A 15,978-nucleotide genomic window follows, 5' to 3' on the forward strand; every position below is an offset into this window, starting at 1 on the left:
GACTTGCGCGTTAAACAAGACGGACGTACGGTTTGAGTGACGCCGCCGCAGGCAGTAAGCCTTGCCTTACCTGCCCACGCGTCGGCCTCTGCGAAAGACTCAGGTGGTAACAGACCCGCTGTGAAGGAGTACGACGTGGCGAGCCTCGACACGTTCGGTGCCAAGAGTGAGCTGCGCGTCGGTGACGCGGGCTACGAGATCTTCCAGATCGACAAGGTGGAGGGCCACGAGCGGCTGCCCTTCAGCCTGAAGATCCTGCTGGAGAACCTCCTCCGCACCGAAGACGGCGCCAACATCACCGCCGACCACATCCGCGCGCTGGGTGGTTGGGACCCGACCGCCGAGCCCAGCGTGGAGATCCAGTTCACGCCCGCCCGCGTCCTCATGCAGGACTTCACCGGCGTGCCCTGCGTGGTCGACCTGGCCACCATGCGCGAGGCCGTCCGCGACCTGGGCGGCGACGCCTCGAAGGTCAACCCGCTGGCCCCGGCCGAGCTGGTCATCGACCACTCGGTCATCGCCGACGTGTTCGGCCGCCAGGACGCCTTCGAGCGCAACGTCGAGATCGAGTACGGCCGCAACCAGGAGCGCTACCAGTTCCTGCGCTGGGGCCAGACCGCGTTCAACGAGTTCAAGGTCGTCCCGCCGGGCACCGGCATCGTGCACCAGGTGAACATCGAGCACCTGGCTCGCGTGATCATGCCGCGCAACGGCCAGGCCTACCCGGACACCGTGGTCGGCACCGACTCGCACACCACGATGGTCAACGGCCTGGGCGTGCTGGGCTGGGGCGTCGGCGGCATCGAGGCCGAGGCCGCGATGCTCGGCCAGCCGGTCAGCATGCTGATCCCGAAGGTCGTCGGCTTCAAGCTGTTCGGCGAGCTGCCTTCGGGCGCGACCGCCACCGACCTGGTGCTCACCATCACCCAGCAGCTGCGCAAGCACGGCGTGGTCGGCAAGTTCGTCGAGTTCTACGGCCCCGGCGTGACCTCGGTGCCGCTGGCCAACCGGGCCACCATCGGCAACATGAGCCCCGAGTTCGGCTCCACCTGCGCGATCTTCCCGATCGACGCGGAGACCATCGCCTACCTGGAGCTGACCGGCCGCCCCGCCGAGCAGATCGCGCTGGTCGAGGCGTACGCCAAGCAGCAGGGGCTGTGGCACGACCCGTCGGTCGAGCCGGCCTACTCCGAGTACCTGGAGCTGGACCTGGCGACCGTCGTGCCGAGCATCGCCGGCCCGAAGCGCCCGCAGGACCGGGTCGAGCTGACCAACGCCAAGACCGCGTTCCGCTCGGTGCTGCCCGACTACGTCAAGGACGACGACACCGACGAGGCCGGCCAGGAGAGCTTCCCGGCCTCGGACTCCCCGTCGCACACGACGTTCCGGGCCAGCAACCCGACGCCGGTGACCGCGGCCGACGGCACGACCTACCAGCTCGACCACGGCGCGGTCGTGATCGCCTCGATCACCTCCTGCACCAACACGTCGAACCCGCAGGTCATGCTGGGCGCGGCGCTGCTGGCCAAGAAGGCCGTCGAGCGGGGCCTGCGCGCCAAGCCGTGGGTGAAGACCACGCTGGCGCCCGGCTCCAAGGTCGTCATGGACTACTACCACAAGGCCGACCTCGTGCCGTACCTGGAGAAGCTCGGCTTCCACCTGGTCGGCTACGGCTGCGTGACCTGCATCGGCAACTCCGGCCCGCTGCCGGAGGAGATCAGCGCCGCGGTCAACGAGGCCGACCTCGCGGTGGTGTCGGTGCTGTCCGGCAACCGCAACTTCGAGGGCCGGATCAACCCCGACGTCAAGATGAACTACCTGGCGTCCCCGCCGCTGGTCGTGGCGTACGCCATCGCCGGCACCATGGACATCGACCTGGTCCGCGACCCCCTGGGCGTGGACCCGGACGGCAAGCCGGTCTACCTGGGCGACATCTGGCCGACCCCGGCCGAGGTGCAGGAGACCATCAACGCCTCGATCTCGGCGGAGATGTTCACCAAGGACTACGCCGACGTGTTCGCGGGCGACGAGCGCTGGCAGGGCCTGCCGACGCCGACCGGTGACACGTTCGCCTGGGCCGGTGACTCGACGTACGTGCGCAAGCCCCCGTACTTCGAGGGCATGGCCGCGCAGCCGGGGCCGGTCAGCGACATCGCGGGCGCGAAGGTGCTGGCGAAGCTGGGCGACTCGGTGACCACCGACCACATCTCCCCCGCCGGCTCCATCAAGGCGGACTCCCCGGCGGGCAAGTACCTGGCCGAGCACGGCGTGGAGCGCAAGGACTTCAACTCGTACGGTTCCCGCCGCGGCAACCACGAGGTGATGATCCGGGGCACCTTCGCCAACATCCGCCTGCGCAACCAGATCGCGCCCGGCACCGAGGGCGGCTTCACCCGTGACTTCACCGTCGCGGACGCCCCGGTCAGCACGATCTACGACGCCAGCCAGAACTACCAGGCCGCGGGCATCCCGCTGGTCATCCTGGCGGGCAAGGAGTACGGCTCCGGCTCGTCGCGGGACTGGGCCGCCAAGGGCACGGCGCTGCTGGGCGTCAAGGCCGTCATCGCCGAGTCGTACGAGCGCATCCACCGCTCGAACCTCATCGGCATGGGTGTGCTGCCGCTGCAGTACCCGGCCGGGCAGACCGCCGACTCGCTCGGCCTGACCGGCACCGAGACCTTCACCTTCACCGGCGTGGAGGCCCTGAACGAGGGCACCACCCCGAAGACGGTCAAGGTCACCACCGACACCGGGGTCACCTTCGACGCGGTCGTCCGCATCGACACCCCCGGTGAGGCGGACTACTACCGCCACGGCGGCATCCTCCAGTACGTCCTCCGCCGGATGCTCGCGAGCTGACCAGTCCGCGTGAGGGCAAGGAAGGGCACCTTCTTAACGCTATGCGTTGTAGAAGGTGCCCTTCCTTCACATCCGGCCGCGAGGAGCACCGCGTTCGGCGGAGAGGCCGAACGCCGCAGCCGCCTCCGGCGGCTGCCAGCAGTACAGTTAGTTGAATGAGCAACGTTGAGACGGCGCCTGTCGAGACCGCCTGCGGGCACGAGCCGGTGCCGGACGGGCCGACCCACGAGCTGCTCCCGGGGCGTGAGGTCGTGCTGGGCGGGCCGCGCGGCATGATGGTCAGCCGTACGCTGCCGCACAAGGACCGGCGCATGGTCGGCGCGTGGTGCTTCGTCGACCAGTACGGCCCCGCCGACCACGACATGCGCGTCGCGCCCCACCCGCACACCGGCCTGCAGACCGTCACCTGGCTGGTCCAGGGCGAGGTGCTGCACCGCGACAGCGTCGGGAGCAAGGCGCTGGTCAGGCCCGGCCAGCTCAACCTGATGACGGCCGGGCACGGCATCTCGCACTCCGAGGAGTCGCCCGTCCCGCGTGCCGAACCGCTGCACGGCGTGCAGCTGTGGGTCGCCCTGCCGGACGCGGCGCGCTCGGTCGCCCCGGCCTTCGAGCACCACCCCGACCTGCCCGTCGTCGAGCTGGACGGGGCCGCCCTGACGGTGATCATGGGCGAACTGGCGGGCGCGGTGTCGCCCGCGACGGCGTACACCCCGCTGGTCGGCGCGGAAGCCGCACTGGCCGCAGGGTCGGCGATCACCCTGCCGCTGCGCGGCGATTTCGAGTACGCGGCGCTGGTGCTCGACGGCGCCGCGCTCGTCGACGGCGTACCCCTGGAGCCCGGCACCCTGCTCTACCTCGGCCGTGAGCGGACCGCCCTCGACCTGGCCGCGGACGGACCGGCCCGGGTGCTGCTGCTCGGCGGCGAGCCGTTCGAGGAGGAGATCGTGATGTGGTGGAACTTCGTCGGGCGCAGCCACGACGACGTCGCCGCCGCGCGCGAGCAGTGGATGGCGGCCGACCCGCGTTTCGGTGCGGTGACCGGCTACGACGGCGCGCCGCTGCCCGCCCCCGTGCTGCCCAACGCCCAGCTCAAACCCCGCGGCCGCGTCCGCTGACCTACCCGGCGCGGCGCGGGTCACACCGACGGCGGGCCGAAGGTCGGCGGCGTCTCGCGAAGTTGGCGCTGCATCGGAGCCGCCTCGGTCAGGTCGATCACCGGCACGCCGGGTGCGAAGTAGCCCGCCGCCGTGGTCAGCGCTGCCTTGTCCAGCTGCCAGCCGAACGCCGGCCGGCTCGCCAGCACGACCTCGGTCGGCACGTGCCAGATCGTGGCGGCCACGCTGGCCGGCATGGACGGCCGCAGCGGCGCGACCCCGTCGACGCCCTGTACCCCGACGTACGTGGTGACGAACAGGCCCTGGTGCACCCGGAACAGGTAGATCTCACTGATCGCCGACCAGGGTACGAACGCGCTTGTCCGGGCGTAGATCAGCGGACGCCCGCCGAACAGGACGCCGTCGGCGTCGACCCGCAGGCCCGGCTTGCCGCCCAGGATCAGCGGCAGGTACAGCGCCAGCAGCGTGCCCGCCAGTGCGGGCCCGCCCGCGACCAGCACGACCTTGACGTCCTCGCTCAGGCCCGGCAGCAGGCCCGCGACGGCCGCGAGCACCCCGACGGCCAGCATGGACATGGTCAGCCGGCCGAACCGGAACGGGGCGGTGTACGTGAACGACGACATCGGGTGATCATCGCGGCCCGCCGCGATCATCACAAGACCCGTTCAGCCACCCACCGCTCTCACGACATGGCACGAACACGGCGTCGCGGCGCGTGGCGGCGCGAAAACAGCCAAAGATCCGCCGACTTGCCTGGCAACCGGGCGTATCTTGAACGCCCTTTCGCCCGATTGCCAGGCAAGTCCAACGATCACGGCCGTGCGCCGTGCGCCGTGCGCGACGGCGCGGCCGGGCCTCACGCGGGGTCAGGTCCGCATGCCGGCTTCGGCGAGGAGTTCGGCGGTCAGGGCCGCCTCGTCCAGGCCGGTCAGGCCGCGGGCGGTGAACCACGTCGCCACGTTGTGCACGTCGCGGGTCAGGAACCGCTTGCCCTGCGGGTTGGCCACCACGTCCACGATCTGCGGCAGGTCGATGATGACCAGCCGCCCCTCGTGCACGAGGATGTTGTACGGCGACAGGTCGCCGTGCGCGTACCCCGCGCGGGCCAGCACCGTCAGGCCCAGCACGAGCTGCGCCCACAGGTCGGCCAGCCCGGCCTCGTCGGTGCGCACCTGGGCGAGCCGCGGCGCGGCGGTGCCGTCGGGCGCGCCGATGAACTCCTGCAGCACCTCGGTGCCCAGGATCTGCACCGGGTACGGCGTGAACGGCGCGACGTCGAGCTGCCGGGCGATCTCCCACAGCCGGGCCAGTGCGCCGAACTCGGCCGCCGCCCACTGGCCGGCGATGGCCTCCTTGCCGAACGCGCTGCGGTTGGCCATGGCCCGGTTGACCCGGGACTCCTTGTCCCGGCGGCCCTCCAGGTAGCCCGCGTCGCGGTGGAACATGCGGTGGTCATGGCTGCGGTAGCGCTTGGCCGCCAGCAGGCAGCCGCGTTCGGTGCCGGGAACGTGGCGGTGCAGCAGGAAGACGTCGGCCTCCTTGCCGGTCTTCAGCACTCCGCGCTCCACGTCGACCGCGGCCAGCTCGGTGACGAGCCAGTCGGGGTGGGGCTCCGGCCCGCGTTCGGTGGGCGTCGACAGGTCCCAGGTGGACCAGCGGTCACCGAATTCGGGCTTGTCGGGGGTCTCGTCCCACTCGACTTCTTCGGCGTACGACTTCTCGAAGGTCAGTTCGTCGTCGTCGAAACGGTTCCGGCGGTTGACGCGGCCGGAGCGCGGAAAGTCGTGCTCTCGCACTGGAAAAGCTCCTCGGTCGGAGAGAAGAAGAAAGAGGCGGAATGCGCGCAGCGCACAGCGACGGCAACCATTCGGCTCAACCCCCTTCTCTCCCGACCCGGGCCGATTCCCGGGATCTCGCACAACGCGGACGAGTCTTCCGCCGACCCGCTGATCCTGTCAACCGATTTTCCGCAGCGACCCGCATCACACCGCTCCAGCCGCACCCCACCGTTAGCTGATCATGAAGTTGTGGCAGCGACACACCGTCGACCCGTGCCATAGGTTCATGATCAACGCGGGAGGCGCGGGAGGCGTGGGACCTCAGCGGGCCATGCGGTGGGGTGGGTCGGCGGCGAGGACGGCTGCCACGGCTTGGATGGCGCCTTCGACGATGCGGGTGGGGCCGAAGCGGCGTTCGGTCCACTGGCGGCCGCGGTGGATCCAGACGCTGGGGATGCCGATCGTGGTCGCGCCGCCGATGTCGGCTTCGGGGCTGTCGCCGATCATCCAGGCGCCGCGCAGCCGCATCCGGGCCCGCTCCGCGGCGATCTCGAAGATGCGCGGGTTGGGTTTGCGGCAGTCGACCTCCTGCGAGACCACCCAGTCGGCCACGAAGCGGTCCAGGCCGGTACGCCGGATCTTGGCTTCCTGCTGGCGGGTCTCGCCGTTGGTGACTATCACCGGCACCCAGCCGGCCTCGGCGGCGATGCGCAGCGCGGCGCCCACCATCGGGTCCAGCCGGGTGGCCTCGATCTGCCCCTCGTGCAACTCCTCCACCAGGTCGACGACGGAGTTGCGCAGTCGATAGCGGTCGCGGATCGCGTCGGCCAGGTCCCAGCGCGAGGTCAGGCCGTCCGCGTCGGCGTCCACCAACCAGTCGATGTCGTACGGCGGGGCGCTGATCTCGGACAGGAACCGAGTACCCCACATCCGGAAGGCGCCCTCGCGGTCGACCAGTGTGTTGTCGAGGTCCAACAGCAACAGAGGCACGCGGGCACCTTACGTGACTCAGGACACGCTGGTGAAGCCCCCCTTTGTGCGGGAAACCTCGCGGTAACGAAATCGATGCCTGGTCACGCCAGATCCGCGTCCACGCCGATGGTGTCCCGCTGGCGAGCTGCCTTGATCTGGTTCCGAGCCCAGTTCTCGCTCGGCGTGCGCCCGTACTCCTGGGCCGTCCACTCGCGGACGAAGGCCGGGCTGACCTGCTCACCGCGCGACAGCGCCTCGGTGATCATCCGCTGGACCGGCTCCTGGAGGTGGTTGAGCATGCCGCGTGAGGTGATCTCGCTGGTGTCCGACAGGGGCCGGTGGCCCATCGGCTCGCGGCCGGTCGGGGCGCTCCACGCCGACTCCAGGGTGGCCCGCAGGTCCCGGCCCAGGATCGTGCCCCGCTCGTCACGTTCGGGAACGAGGTCCTGGGAAACCGGGTCCGGCTCCGGCTCGCGGGCCGCCGGCGGCGGCTCGGGGAAGTCCTCCGGCTGCGGGGTCGGCTGGTACACCGCCTGCGGCGGGTAGGCCTGGTAGCCGTTCGTCTGGTGCCCGTTCGTCTGGTGCCCGTTCGGCTGGTGCCCGTTCGGCTGGTGCCCGTTCGGCTGGTGCCCGTTCGGCTGGTGCCCGTTCGGCTGGTGCCCGTTCTGCGGGATCGGCGCGGACTGGTGCGGCACGGGCAGGTGCGGCACCTGCGGCGACGAGCCCGGTGCGGCCCCGGAGCGCCAGCTCGCCGAGCGGGCCCGGCGCACCTCGGCTCGGGCGTGCACCTCGACCAGCTTGGCCTGCTGCTCCTCACGGACCAGCTGCGCGCCGTACAGGCGGCGCTGGCGCTTGGCCTCGCGGGTGTCCTCCAGGTGCGTCAGCGCGTTGCGCACGCTGGGCCGCATGCCCTCCGCGGGCGGGTGCACGATCCAGGCCCGGCGGGCCGCGAACGTGGAGATCGGCGCGTAGAACCAGCGCTGGCCGAAGCGCGGGTAGCGGGTCTTGAGCGCCACCTCGTCGTCGTAGCCGGCCATGAACTGGTCGAGCAGCTCGTGGAACATCGCCATGCCCGCGAAGGACAGGAACGCCAGGTAGAGGCCCGCCCAGATGGACCATTTGTCGCGGCCGTGCACGAAGTTCAGGGTCGCCGACACGGTCGCGGCGGCGAGCACGATCTTGTACGCCCGGCCGGGGTGCCGTCCGCGCTTGACCGCGACGAACGCCCACGCGCCGAAGGAGATGCTGATGCCGTCGAGGCTGAGCGGCACCAGGATGTTGGTCCAGTGGTCCCAGCCCATGACGTCGTTGGCGAAGCCGGTGAGGCCGATGAAGGACACGCCCATCACGGCGAGCCAGACCAGCAGCGTCGGGATCAGCGCGGCCAGGAACAGGCCGGTGTCCTTGGCCTTGTCCGCCCGGGTGGCGTACGCCCCCGGGTTGGCCAGCCGGATGCCGCGCCGCCGCCCGGCCGAGCGGGCCAGCGGCACCCCGACCAGCAGGGAGATCGTCAGGATCGAGACCACCAGGACCATCACCCACGTGTCCACGTAGGTGGTGGTCAACAGCTCCAGGTCCACAGGTCGCACCTTCCCCGGCGGGCCGCAGACCTGTTGGCCTGCAGGCGTTTCGCACGGCGTCGCCATACTGTCCCCGACGCTCAACGCGCGCCGGACGCGGAGGATTCTTCCATGCGCGGGTTTCGCGCGCATCGCGTCCGAGATCTGTCACCGGCCGTCAAGCCGTACGTACGGATTGCGTGCGCGGGGCCGACCTGCGAAGATCGGCATGTGCCCAGGGTGAGTCAGGATCAACTCGACGCGCGCCGCCACGAGATCCTCGCCGCGGCCCGTGCCTGCTTCGCCCGTTACGGCTACGAGGGCGCCACGGTGCGCCGCCTGGAGCAGGCGACCGGATTGTCCCGGGGCGCGATCTTCCACCACTTCCGCGACAAGGACTCGCTGTTCCTTGCCGTCGCCGAGGACGACGCGGTCGAGATGGCCGCCACCGTCGCCGCGAACGGCCTGGTGCAGGTGATGCGGGATCTGCTGGCCCACGCCCAGGACCCCGACGCGGCCGGCTGGCTCGGCACGCAGCTTGAGGTGGCCCGGCGGCTGCGCACGGACCCGGCGTTCGCCAAGCGGTGGGCCCAGCACAGCGAGGCGATCGACACCGCGACCCGCGAGCGCCTGCAGCGCCAGGCGAGTGCGGGAGTGCTGCGCGAGGACGTGCCGATCGACGTGCTCGCGCACTTCCTGGAGCTGGCGTACGACGGGCTGGTCAAGCGGCTCGCGATGGGCGGCTCGGCCGACGACTTCGGCCCGGTGCTGGACCTGATCGAGGAGACGGTCCGCCGCCGCTGAAGCGGACGTTCGGGCGTTTCCGCCCCGCCGCCGGCGCAACAGCGTGACCTGCTCCGGAAATGACGAAACCCGGGGGTTCCGCGCGGGTGCGCGGGCCGGCTGGACAAACCGGACATTCCCCCGGGAATCGGGTGGCTCCCTTGGATTCGCCAGGGCCGCTGACACACGGCCTCGACGCTCCAGTCGAACCTTCAGGTATCGACAGAAGTGCAGTCGATGACAGCCGCCTAGCGGGCAGCCACCTCACGTGTCCTGTAGCTACTCAAAGCTGGACCACCTCCTTTCCCGTGTACCGCCGACACTATCCACGAGATCCAGGGATCGACAAGATATTTTCTGGCGGGCATCCGGGCGCTACAGTGCCACCCCATGGGCGCCCTCAAACCTTGGCATCTGCTCCTCGGCGGCACCGTCTGCTGTGCGACGGTGGTGGTGGTCGCTCTGGTGGTCTTCCTGGTAATGCGTAAGAAATGAGAACCGCCCTGGTCCGCGAGCCCGGTTCCCGGCTCGCCGACGGCATCGTGACCCACATCGGCCGCAGCGAGATCGACCTGTCCCTGGCCCGCGCCCAGCACATGGCGTACGCCGACGCGCTGGCCTCGGCCGGCTGGGAGGTCTACCCCGCCCCGGCCGCCGACGACTGCCCGGACTCGGTGTTCGTCGAGGACGCGGTGGTGGTCGTCGACGACCTCGCCGTGCTGACCCACCCCGGGGCCCCGGCCCGCCGCGGCGAGGTGGCCGGGGTCGAGCAGGCCGTGCTGGAACTGGGGCTGCGCACCGCGCGCATCACGGAGCCGGGCACCCTGGAGGGCGGCGACGTGCTCCAGGTCGGCACGACCGTCTACGTCGGACGCGGCGGGCGTACCAACGCCGAGGGCATCCGGCAGCTGCGGGCGCTGCTCACACCGCTCGGCCGTACCGTGGTCGCGGTGCCGCTGGGCGAGGTGCTGCACCTCAAGTCCGCGGTGACCGCGCTGCCCGACGGCACCTTTCTGGCCCTGCCCCACCTGGTGCCGACCGGCCTGTTCCCGGCGGTGCGCCCGGTCGAGGAGGAGGGCGGCTGCCACGTGGTGCCGCTCGGCGGCGACCGGGTGCTGCTGGCCGCGTCCGCGCCGCGTACCGCGGAACTGCTCGGGGATCTGGGGTTCACCCCGGTCGTGGTGGACATCGGCGAGTTCGAGAAGCTCGAAGGCTGCGTCACCTGCCTGAGCGTGCTGGTCTCCCGCTGATTGCCCCGATGGTCCATCATGAGGGCTCCCTCGTCGAAGGAGCTCCCATGGCGGACACCTGGGGCATCCCCGGTCCCACCTTCCTGCTGCTGTTCGCGCTCGCCGCGGTGGTCGTGCTGGTGGGCACGCTGATCCACCGGTCCCGGCTGTTCGCCGGACCCGGCCAGGTCCGCGTGGACCAGCTGTCGCCGCAGCACACGGCCTACCTCAACGGCGGCGCGGCACTGGCGGTGTACTCCTCGCTGACCTTCCTGCGCCAGAGCGGCGTCGTGGCGGCCGACGAGGCCGGGCGGCTCACCCGCACGGGCGGGCTGCCACCGGGCGCGACCCCGCTGGACGCGGCCGTCCTGCACGCCGTCGGCAACGGCCAGCGGGCCAAGGAGCTGCACACCGACCGCTCCGTGGCCGAGGCGCTGGCCGCGATCGGCGAGGAGTTGCGCCGCGGTGGCCTCACCGTCGGCCCCGACGTGGTGTCCCGCGCCCGGCGCGGCCCGCTGCTGCTGCTCGCCCTGTTCGCGGTGGGCGTGGTCCGGATCATCGCCGGGATCGCCAACGACCGCCCGGTGATGTTCCTGGTGCTGCTGGTCATCCCGGTCGGCATCCTCGGCCTCGTGCTGTTCGCGCGCAAGCCGCGGCGCACCAAGGCCGCCGAGAACGCACTGTTCCAGGCCAAGCGCCACTTCAACCACCTGCGCCCGGCGTCACGGCCCGCCTGGGACACCTACGGTCCCGCGCAGACCGCGCTGGCCGTCGGCCTGTTCGGCACCGCCGTGCTGTGGGCCGCCGACCCGGCCTTCGCCGGGGAGACCGAGATCCCGGAGCGCGACGACACCAGCGGCTCCTACGGCCCGTTCTACGGCGGCTCCGACGGCGGCGGTTCGAGCGGCGGCGACAGCGGTGGTTCCTCCTGCAGCAGCGGCTCCTCCTGCGGTGGCGGGGGTGGCTGCGGCGGCGGAGGCGGGTGCGGCGGATGACGCCGCTGGCCGGGCGGGGCGTCGGCATCGGCTGGCGCCCCGAGATCTCCGGCTTCGTCGCCGAGCTGCCCGGCCTGCGTTTCGTCGAGGTCATCGCCGAGTCGCTGCCGCACTCCGGTGAGCCGCCCGAGGCGCTGGCGCGGCTGCTCGCGGCCGGGGTGGCGGTGGTGCCGCACGGCGTGAAACTGTCGCTCGGCGGGGCCGAACCGGTCGACCCGCACCGGGTCGAGCACCTGGCACAGGCCGCCCGCGCCGTCGACGCGCCGCTGGTCAGCGAGCACATCGCGTACGTCCGGGCGGGCGGGGTCGAAGCCGGTCACCTGCTGCCCCTGCCGCGCTGCCGCGAGGCCGTCGACGCGGTGGTCGCCAACGTCGCGCGGACCACCGCCGAACTCGACGTGCCGCTGGCGCTGGAGCCGATCGCGGCGCTGTTCGAGTGGCCCGACGACGAGCTGACCGAGGCCGAGTTCCTCACCGAGATCCTGGAACGCACCGACGCCCTGCTGCTGCTCGACATCGCCAACGTGTACGCCAACGCGCTCAACCGGGGCGAGGACCCCGCCGACCTGCTGACCCGGCTCCCCCTGGAGCGCATGGCGTACGTCCACGTCGCCGGCGGCCGCCTGCACGAGGGGCGGTACCACGACACGCACACCGACCCGGTGCCCGGCGAGGTCCTCGAACTGCTGGGCGAGCTGTGCGCGCGGCAGCGCCCGCCCGCGATCCTGCTGGAACGCGACGGCCACTACCCACCCGCCGCCGCCCTGCGAGCCGAGCTGGACGCGCTGTCCGCGACGACCGGCTACCCGGCGATCACCGGCGCGGCTCGCGCATGACCGGCCTCGCGCGGCGGCAGGAGGAGCTGGTGCGGGCGCTGGTGGCCGGAGCCGCCGTGCCCGTGGGCTTCGACATCGGGGCGGTGGCCGCGACGCAGACCGCGCTGCTGCGCAAGCGGGCCGAGGACGTCGCGCGCACGTGGCCCCGGCTGGCCGCGTCGGCCGGTCCCGGGCAGTGGATCCGGATGTTCTCGGCCTGGGCCGCGGGGCGCGCGCCGCAGGGGTCGCTGCGCGACGGCTGGGACTTCGCCCGCGCCGTCCCACCCCGCGACGCCGCGGCGCGGCGAGAACTCGCCCTCCGCGAGCTGCTCTGGGCGTACGACGGCGAAACCGCCCCCCGCCCCCGCCGCGGCCCCGCCGCCCGCCTCCACGCCGGCGAGCTGCTCGTCCGCTGGCGCGGCCGCACCCTCACCTACCGCCCCTGACCCCGTCCACCTGGGTTGATCATGAACTTATGGCACGGGTCACCGGCGAGTCGTCGCCATAACCTCATGATCGACGACAACGGCCCGCCGAGCGCCAAGTGATCATGAAGTTGTGCGCATGACACGCCGCCGAACCGTGCCACAAGTTCATGATCAACGCGGCAGTGCGGTTGCGGCAGGTGGGTGGGTGGGTGGGTCAGGCGGGGGTGTCGGCGAGGTGGGTGGGGCGGGGGGAATCCGCCGCGGCGAACTGGGTGCGGTAGAGGTCGGCGTAGAGGCCGCCGGAGGCGAGCAGTTGTTCGTGAGTGCCGCGTTGGACGATGCGGCCGTCGTCGAGGACGAGGATCTGGTCGGCTTCGCGGACCGTCGAGAGGCGGTGGGCGATGACCAGGGCGGTACGGCCCGCCAGGGCGGTGGACAGGGCCTGCTGCACGGCGGCCTCGCTCTCGGAGTCCAGGTGGGCGGTGGCCTCGTCGAGGATGACGATCGACGGGGCCTTCAGCAGCAGGCGGGCGATGGCGATGCGCTGCTTCTCGCCGCCGGAGAAGCGGTAGCCGCGTTCGCCCACCACGGTGTCCAGCCCATCGGGGGTGGCCCGGACCAGGGTGTCGATCTGCGCGGCCGCCAGCGCGGTCCACAGCTCGTCGTCGGTGGCGTCAGGCTTGGCGTAGCGGAGGTTCTCCGCGATGGTCTCGTGGAACAGGTGCGCGTCCTGGGTGACCACGCCGATGGTGTCCCGCAGCGACTGCAGGGTGGCGTCGCGCACGTCGACGTCGCCGACGAGCACGGTGCCGCTGGTGACGTCGTACATCCGGCTGACCAGCATCGAGGTGGTGGACTTGCCCGCGCCCGAGCTGCCGACCAGCGCGACCATCTGGCCGGGCTCCACGATGAACGAGACGCCGCGCAGCACCGGCGCGGTGGCGGTGCGTTCCAGCGTCGCCACGTCCTCCAGGGAGGCCAGCGAGATCTCGGCCGCGGTCGGGTAGCGGAACTCCACGTCCTGAAACTCGATCTTCGACGCGCCCTTCGGCACGTCGACGGCGCCGGGCTTCTCGGCGATCGCGGGCGGCAGGTCGAGCACCTCGAAGACCCGGTCGAAGGAGACCAGGGCGCCCATCACGTCGATGCGTACGTTGGACAGCGCGGTGATCGGCCCGTAGAGGCGCGTGAGCAGCAGGGCGAGGGCGACGACGTCGCCGGCGTCGAGGCTGCCCCGCACGGCGTACCAGCCGCCCAGGCCGTAGACCAGCGCCTGGGCCAGCGAGGCGACCAGCATCATGGCGGCGAAGAAGGTGCGCGAGTACATCGCGCTCTGCACGCCGATGTCGCGGACCCGGCCGGCCCGCTCGGCGAAACGGGTCGACTCCGTCTCGGGACGGCCGAACAGCTTCACCAGCAGCGCCCCGGCGACCCCGAAGCGCTCGGTCATGGTGGCGTTCATCTTCGCGCCGAGGTCGTACGACTCCTTGGTGATCTCGGCCAGCCGGTGGCCGACCCGGCGCGCGGGCAGGATGAACACCGGCAGCAGGATCAGCGACAGCACGGTGATCTGCCAGGACAGGGTCAGCATGACCAGCACGGTCAGCACGAGCTGGATGATGTTGCCGACGACGCCGGACAGCGTCGAGGTGAACGCGCGCTGCGCGCCCAGCACGTCGTTGTTGAGCCGGCTGACCAGCGCGCCGGTCTGCGCCCGGGTGAAGAACTGCACCGGCATGCGCTGCACGTGGTCGTACACCTGGGTGCGCAGGTCGAAGATGAGGCCCTCGCCGATGCGCGCCGAGTAGAACCGCTCGACCAGCGACAGCCCCGCGCTGAGCAGGGCGAGCGCCGCGATGACCACCGCGATGGTGATGACGGTGCGGCCCGCGTCGGGGGCCATGACCCCGTCCTTCGGCGTGATCGCGCTGACGACCCGGCCCGCCAGCAGCGGCGTGACCACGCCGATGACCGCGCCGACCACGATGGTGACCAGGAAGTAGGCGATCTCCCGGCGGTACGGCCGGGCGAAGGACAGGATCCGCTTCGCGGTGGGCTTGCCGATCTTGCGGTTCTCGACGCTCTGCCCCCGGCGCATGGACCGCATGAGCGTCTCCATGCCGCCGCCCCCACCCGGATAACTCACCGGTGAACCTCCTGCTGTGAAAGACCAGACGTGCCGCTCAACGTGGCGTGCCGAACGAAAATTCCTTAGCCCGGCTCATTAACTATTCCGCCGGGCGGAACAATGGCACGCGACCGGATGCCGCCCATCCCCCGGAAAGGAGAAGGCGGTCGTCTTTCCACCATGACGAATCAGCCGTCGGTATGACGCCCGAAAGAGTGGCTCAGCGCTCCGGAAAGGGACGGCGGAACAGATACCGCCGGAATGTCACTCGCCCAGGCCGGCCAGATCACGGATGCGGCGGGTCTGCGCCTCGCGCTCCGCGCGCTCCTGCTCCGGGAAACTCCGGCCGCCCGCCGCGGCCAGCAGTGCCTTGATCTCGACGACCGCGTCCCGCGGAGCCGCCAGCACGGCGTTGGCCAGATCAGCGGCGGCCGCGTCCAGTTCGTCGCGCCCCACCACGAGGTTGACCAGGCCGATCCGGTCCGCCTCGGCGGCGTTCACGCGGCGGCCGGTCACGCACAGCTCCAGCGCGCGGGCGTAACCGACGAGCTCGACCAGGCGCTTGGTGCCGGTGAGGTCCGGCACGAGCCCCAGCGTCACCTCCGCCATCGCGAAGAGGGCGTCGTCGGCCGCGATCCGCAGGTCGCAGGCGAGCGCGAGCTGGAAGCCCGCGCCGATGGCGTGGCCCTGCACCGCGGCGATGGTGATGAGATCGGGTCGGCGGAGCCAGGAGAAGGCCTGCTGGAAATCGGCGATCCGATCCGCGCACTCCTCCGGGCTGACGGTGGCGAGCTGCTGGAACTCGCCGCCCTGCACCACTTTCAGGTCGAGGCCCGCGGAGAAGGACCGCCCTTCCCCGCGTACGACCACGACGCGCACATCGCCGGCGAGCCCCCGTGCGGCATCGGCCAGACCTGCCCAGAGCTCGGGGGTCTGCGCGTTGCGCACCTCCGGGCGGTCCAATGTCACCGTCGCGACCGGACCGTCCTGGCTGATGCGAAAGCCGGCCGCTGCCATCTCAGACATCAACCGGCTCCCCAAGCTCTGCGTGGTGCGGGCGGATCATGCCTTCTTGCGCCGACGGGCTCCGCCGCGCTGACGCAGCGCGACTCCGGACTCGGTGAGCACCCGGTGGATGAATCCGTACGAACGGCCAGTCGACGCGGCCAGCGCGCGGATGGACTCACCCGACGTGTAGCGCTTCACGAGGTCCTTGGCGAGCGTCTGGCGTTCGGTCCCGACGATCCGGCGACCCTTCTCGGTGGTGGTAGCTGTGCCGGTGGCTGCCATGTTGAAATCCTCACGTCCCGGACGATG

At 71.2% G+C, this 15,978-nt stretch carries 14 protein-coding genes; 7 read left to right on the top strand and 7 right to left on the bottom strand.

Annotated features, from left to right (window positions below):
• Nucleotides 1-120: 120 nt before the first annotated feature.
• Entirely contained in the window at nt 121-2,859 is a 2,739-nt protein-coding gene (gene acnA / locus AB0B35_RS01730; RefSeq protein ID WP_361039450.1) for an aconitate hydratase AcnA, read from the top strand.
• Nucleotides 2,860-3,014: 155 nt separating this feature from the next.
• Nucleotides 3,015-3,974: a pirin family protein gene (locus AB0B35_RS01735; RefSeq protein WP_361039453.1), complete on the top strand. Its 960-nt coding sequence runs from the start codon at nt 3,015-3,017 to the stop codon at nt 3,972-3,974.
• Between the two features lie 20 nt (nt 3,975-3,994).
• Here the strand turns inward: AB0B35_RS01735 and AB0B35_RS01740 are convergent, their stop codons facing one another.
• The 4 genes from AB0B35_RS01740 to AB0B35_RS01755 form a co-directional block, all read right to left on the bottom strand.
• Nucleotides 3,995-4,597, bottom strand: coding sequence for a hypothetical protein (locus AB0B35_RS01740; RefSeq protein ID WP_361039455.1), 603 nt, complete (start codon nt 4,595-4,597; stop codon nt 3,995-3,997).
• Nucleotides 4,598-4,840: 243 nt separating this feature from the next.
• Nucleotides 4,841-5,770, bottom strand: a complete 930-nt coding sequence (locus tag AB0B35_RS01745; protein ID WP_361039457.1) for an RIO1 family regulatory kinase/ATPase — start codon at nt 5,768-5,770, stop codon at nt 4,841-4,843.
• Between the two features lie 303 nt (nt 5,771-6,073).
• The gene (locus tag AB0B35_RS01750; protein ID WP_203699328.1) at nt 6,074-6,742 is read right to left on the bottom strand and encodes an HAD family hydrolase; all 669 of its coding nucleotides are present in this window, start codon (nt 6,740-6,742) and stop codon (nt 6,074-6,076) included.
• Between the two features lie 83 nt (nt 6,743-6,825).
• On the bottom strand, nt 6,826-8,304 hold the full coding sequence (locus AB0B35_RS01755) for a DUF2637 domain-containing protein (RefSeq protein WP_361039460.1): 1,479 nt from the start codon (nt 8,302-8,304) through the stop codon (nt 6,826-6,828).
• A 210-nt stretch (nt 8,305-8,514) separates the two neighbouring features.
• Here AB0B35_RS01755 and AB0B35_RS01760 point away from each other — a divergent pair, with 210 nt between their 5' ends.
• From AB0B35_RS01760 to AB0B35_RS01780, 5 genes are all read left to right on the top strand, one after another.
• Nucleotides 8,515-9,087 carry a helix-turn-helix domain-containing protein gene (locus tag AB0B35_RS01760; RefSeq protein WP_360529127.1) on the top strand — a complete coding sequence of 191 codons (573 nt, stop codon included), beginning with the start codon at nt 8,515-8,517 and terminating at the stop codon, nt 9,085-9,087.
• A gap of 470 nt (nt 9,088-9,557) precedes the next feature.
• On the top strand, nt 9,558-10,316 hold the full coding sequence (ddaH, locus tag AB0B35_RS01765; protein WP_361039462.1) for a dimethylargininase: 759 nt from the start codon (nt 9,558-9,560) through the stop codon (nt 10,314-10,316).
• 47 nt (nt 10,317-10,363) lie between these two features.
• Nucleotides 10,364-11,290, top strand: a complete 927-nt coding sequence (locus tag AB0B35_RS01770) for a TIGR04222 domain-containing membrane protein (protein ID WP_361039465.1) — start codon at nt 10,364-10,366, stop codon at nt 11,288-11,290.
• A complete protein-coding gene (locus tag AB0B35_RS01775; protein ID WP_361039468.1) occupies nt 11,287-12,126 on the top strand; it encodes a DUF692 domain-containing protein in 840 nt (279 codons plus the stop codon). Before AB0B35_RS01770 ends, AB0B35_RS01775 begins: the two co-directional genes overlap by 4 nt.
• The gene (locus AB0B35_RS01780) at nt 12,123-12,551 is read left to right on the top strand and encodes a hypothetical protein (protein ID WP_361039471.1); all 429 of its coding nucleotides are present in this window, start codon (nt 12,123-12,125) and stop codon (nt 12,549-12,551) included. The genes AB0B35_RS01775 and AB0B35_RS01780 overlap by 4 nt, the downstream gene beginning before the upstream one ends.
• A 196-nt stretch (nt 12,552-12,747) precedes the next feature.
• Here AB0B35_RS01780 and AB0B35_RS01785 read toward each other — a convergent pair whose 3' ends face one another.
• The 3 genes from AB0B35_RS01785 to AB0B35_RS01795 form a co-directional block, all read right to left on the bottom strand.
• Complete coding sequence (locus tag AB0B35_RS01785) at nt 12,748-14,652, bottom strand: ABC transporter ATP-binding protein (protein ID WP_361039663.1); 1,905 nt, start codon at nt 14,650-14,652, stop codon at nt 12,748-12,750.
• 273 nt (nt 14,653-14,925) lie between these two features.
• Nucleotides 14,926-15,678 carry an enoyl-CoA hydratase/isomerase family protein gene (locus AB0B35_RS01790; RefSeq protein ID WP_360529145.1) on the bottom strand — a complete coding sequence of 251 codons (753 nt, stop codon included), beginning with the start codon at nt 15,676-15,678 and terminating at the stop codon, nt 14,926-14,928.
• A gap of 45 nt (nt 15,679-15,723) precedes the next feature.
• On the bottom strand, nt 15,724-15,951 hold the full coding sequence (locus AB0B35_RS01795; RefSeq protein WP_120315961.1) for a helix-turn-helix domain-containing protein: 228 nt from the start codon (nt 15,949-15,951) through the stop codon (nt 15,724-15,726).
• Between the last annotated feature and the right edge of the window lie 27 nt (nt 15,952-15,978).

This window comes from Catellatospora sp. NPDC049133, from assembly GCF_040648455.1.
In the GTDB taxonomy this organism is placed as follows: Bacteria; Actinomycetota; Actinomycetes; order Mycobacteriales; family Micromonosporaceae; genus Catellatospora; species Catellatospora aurea.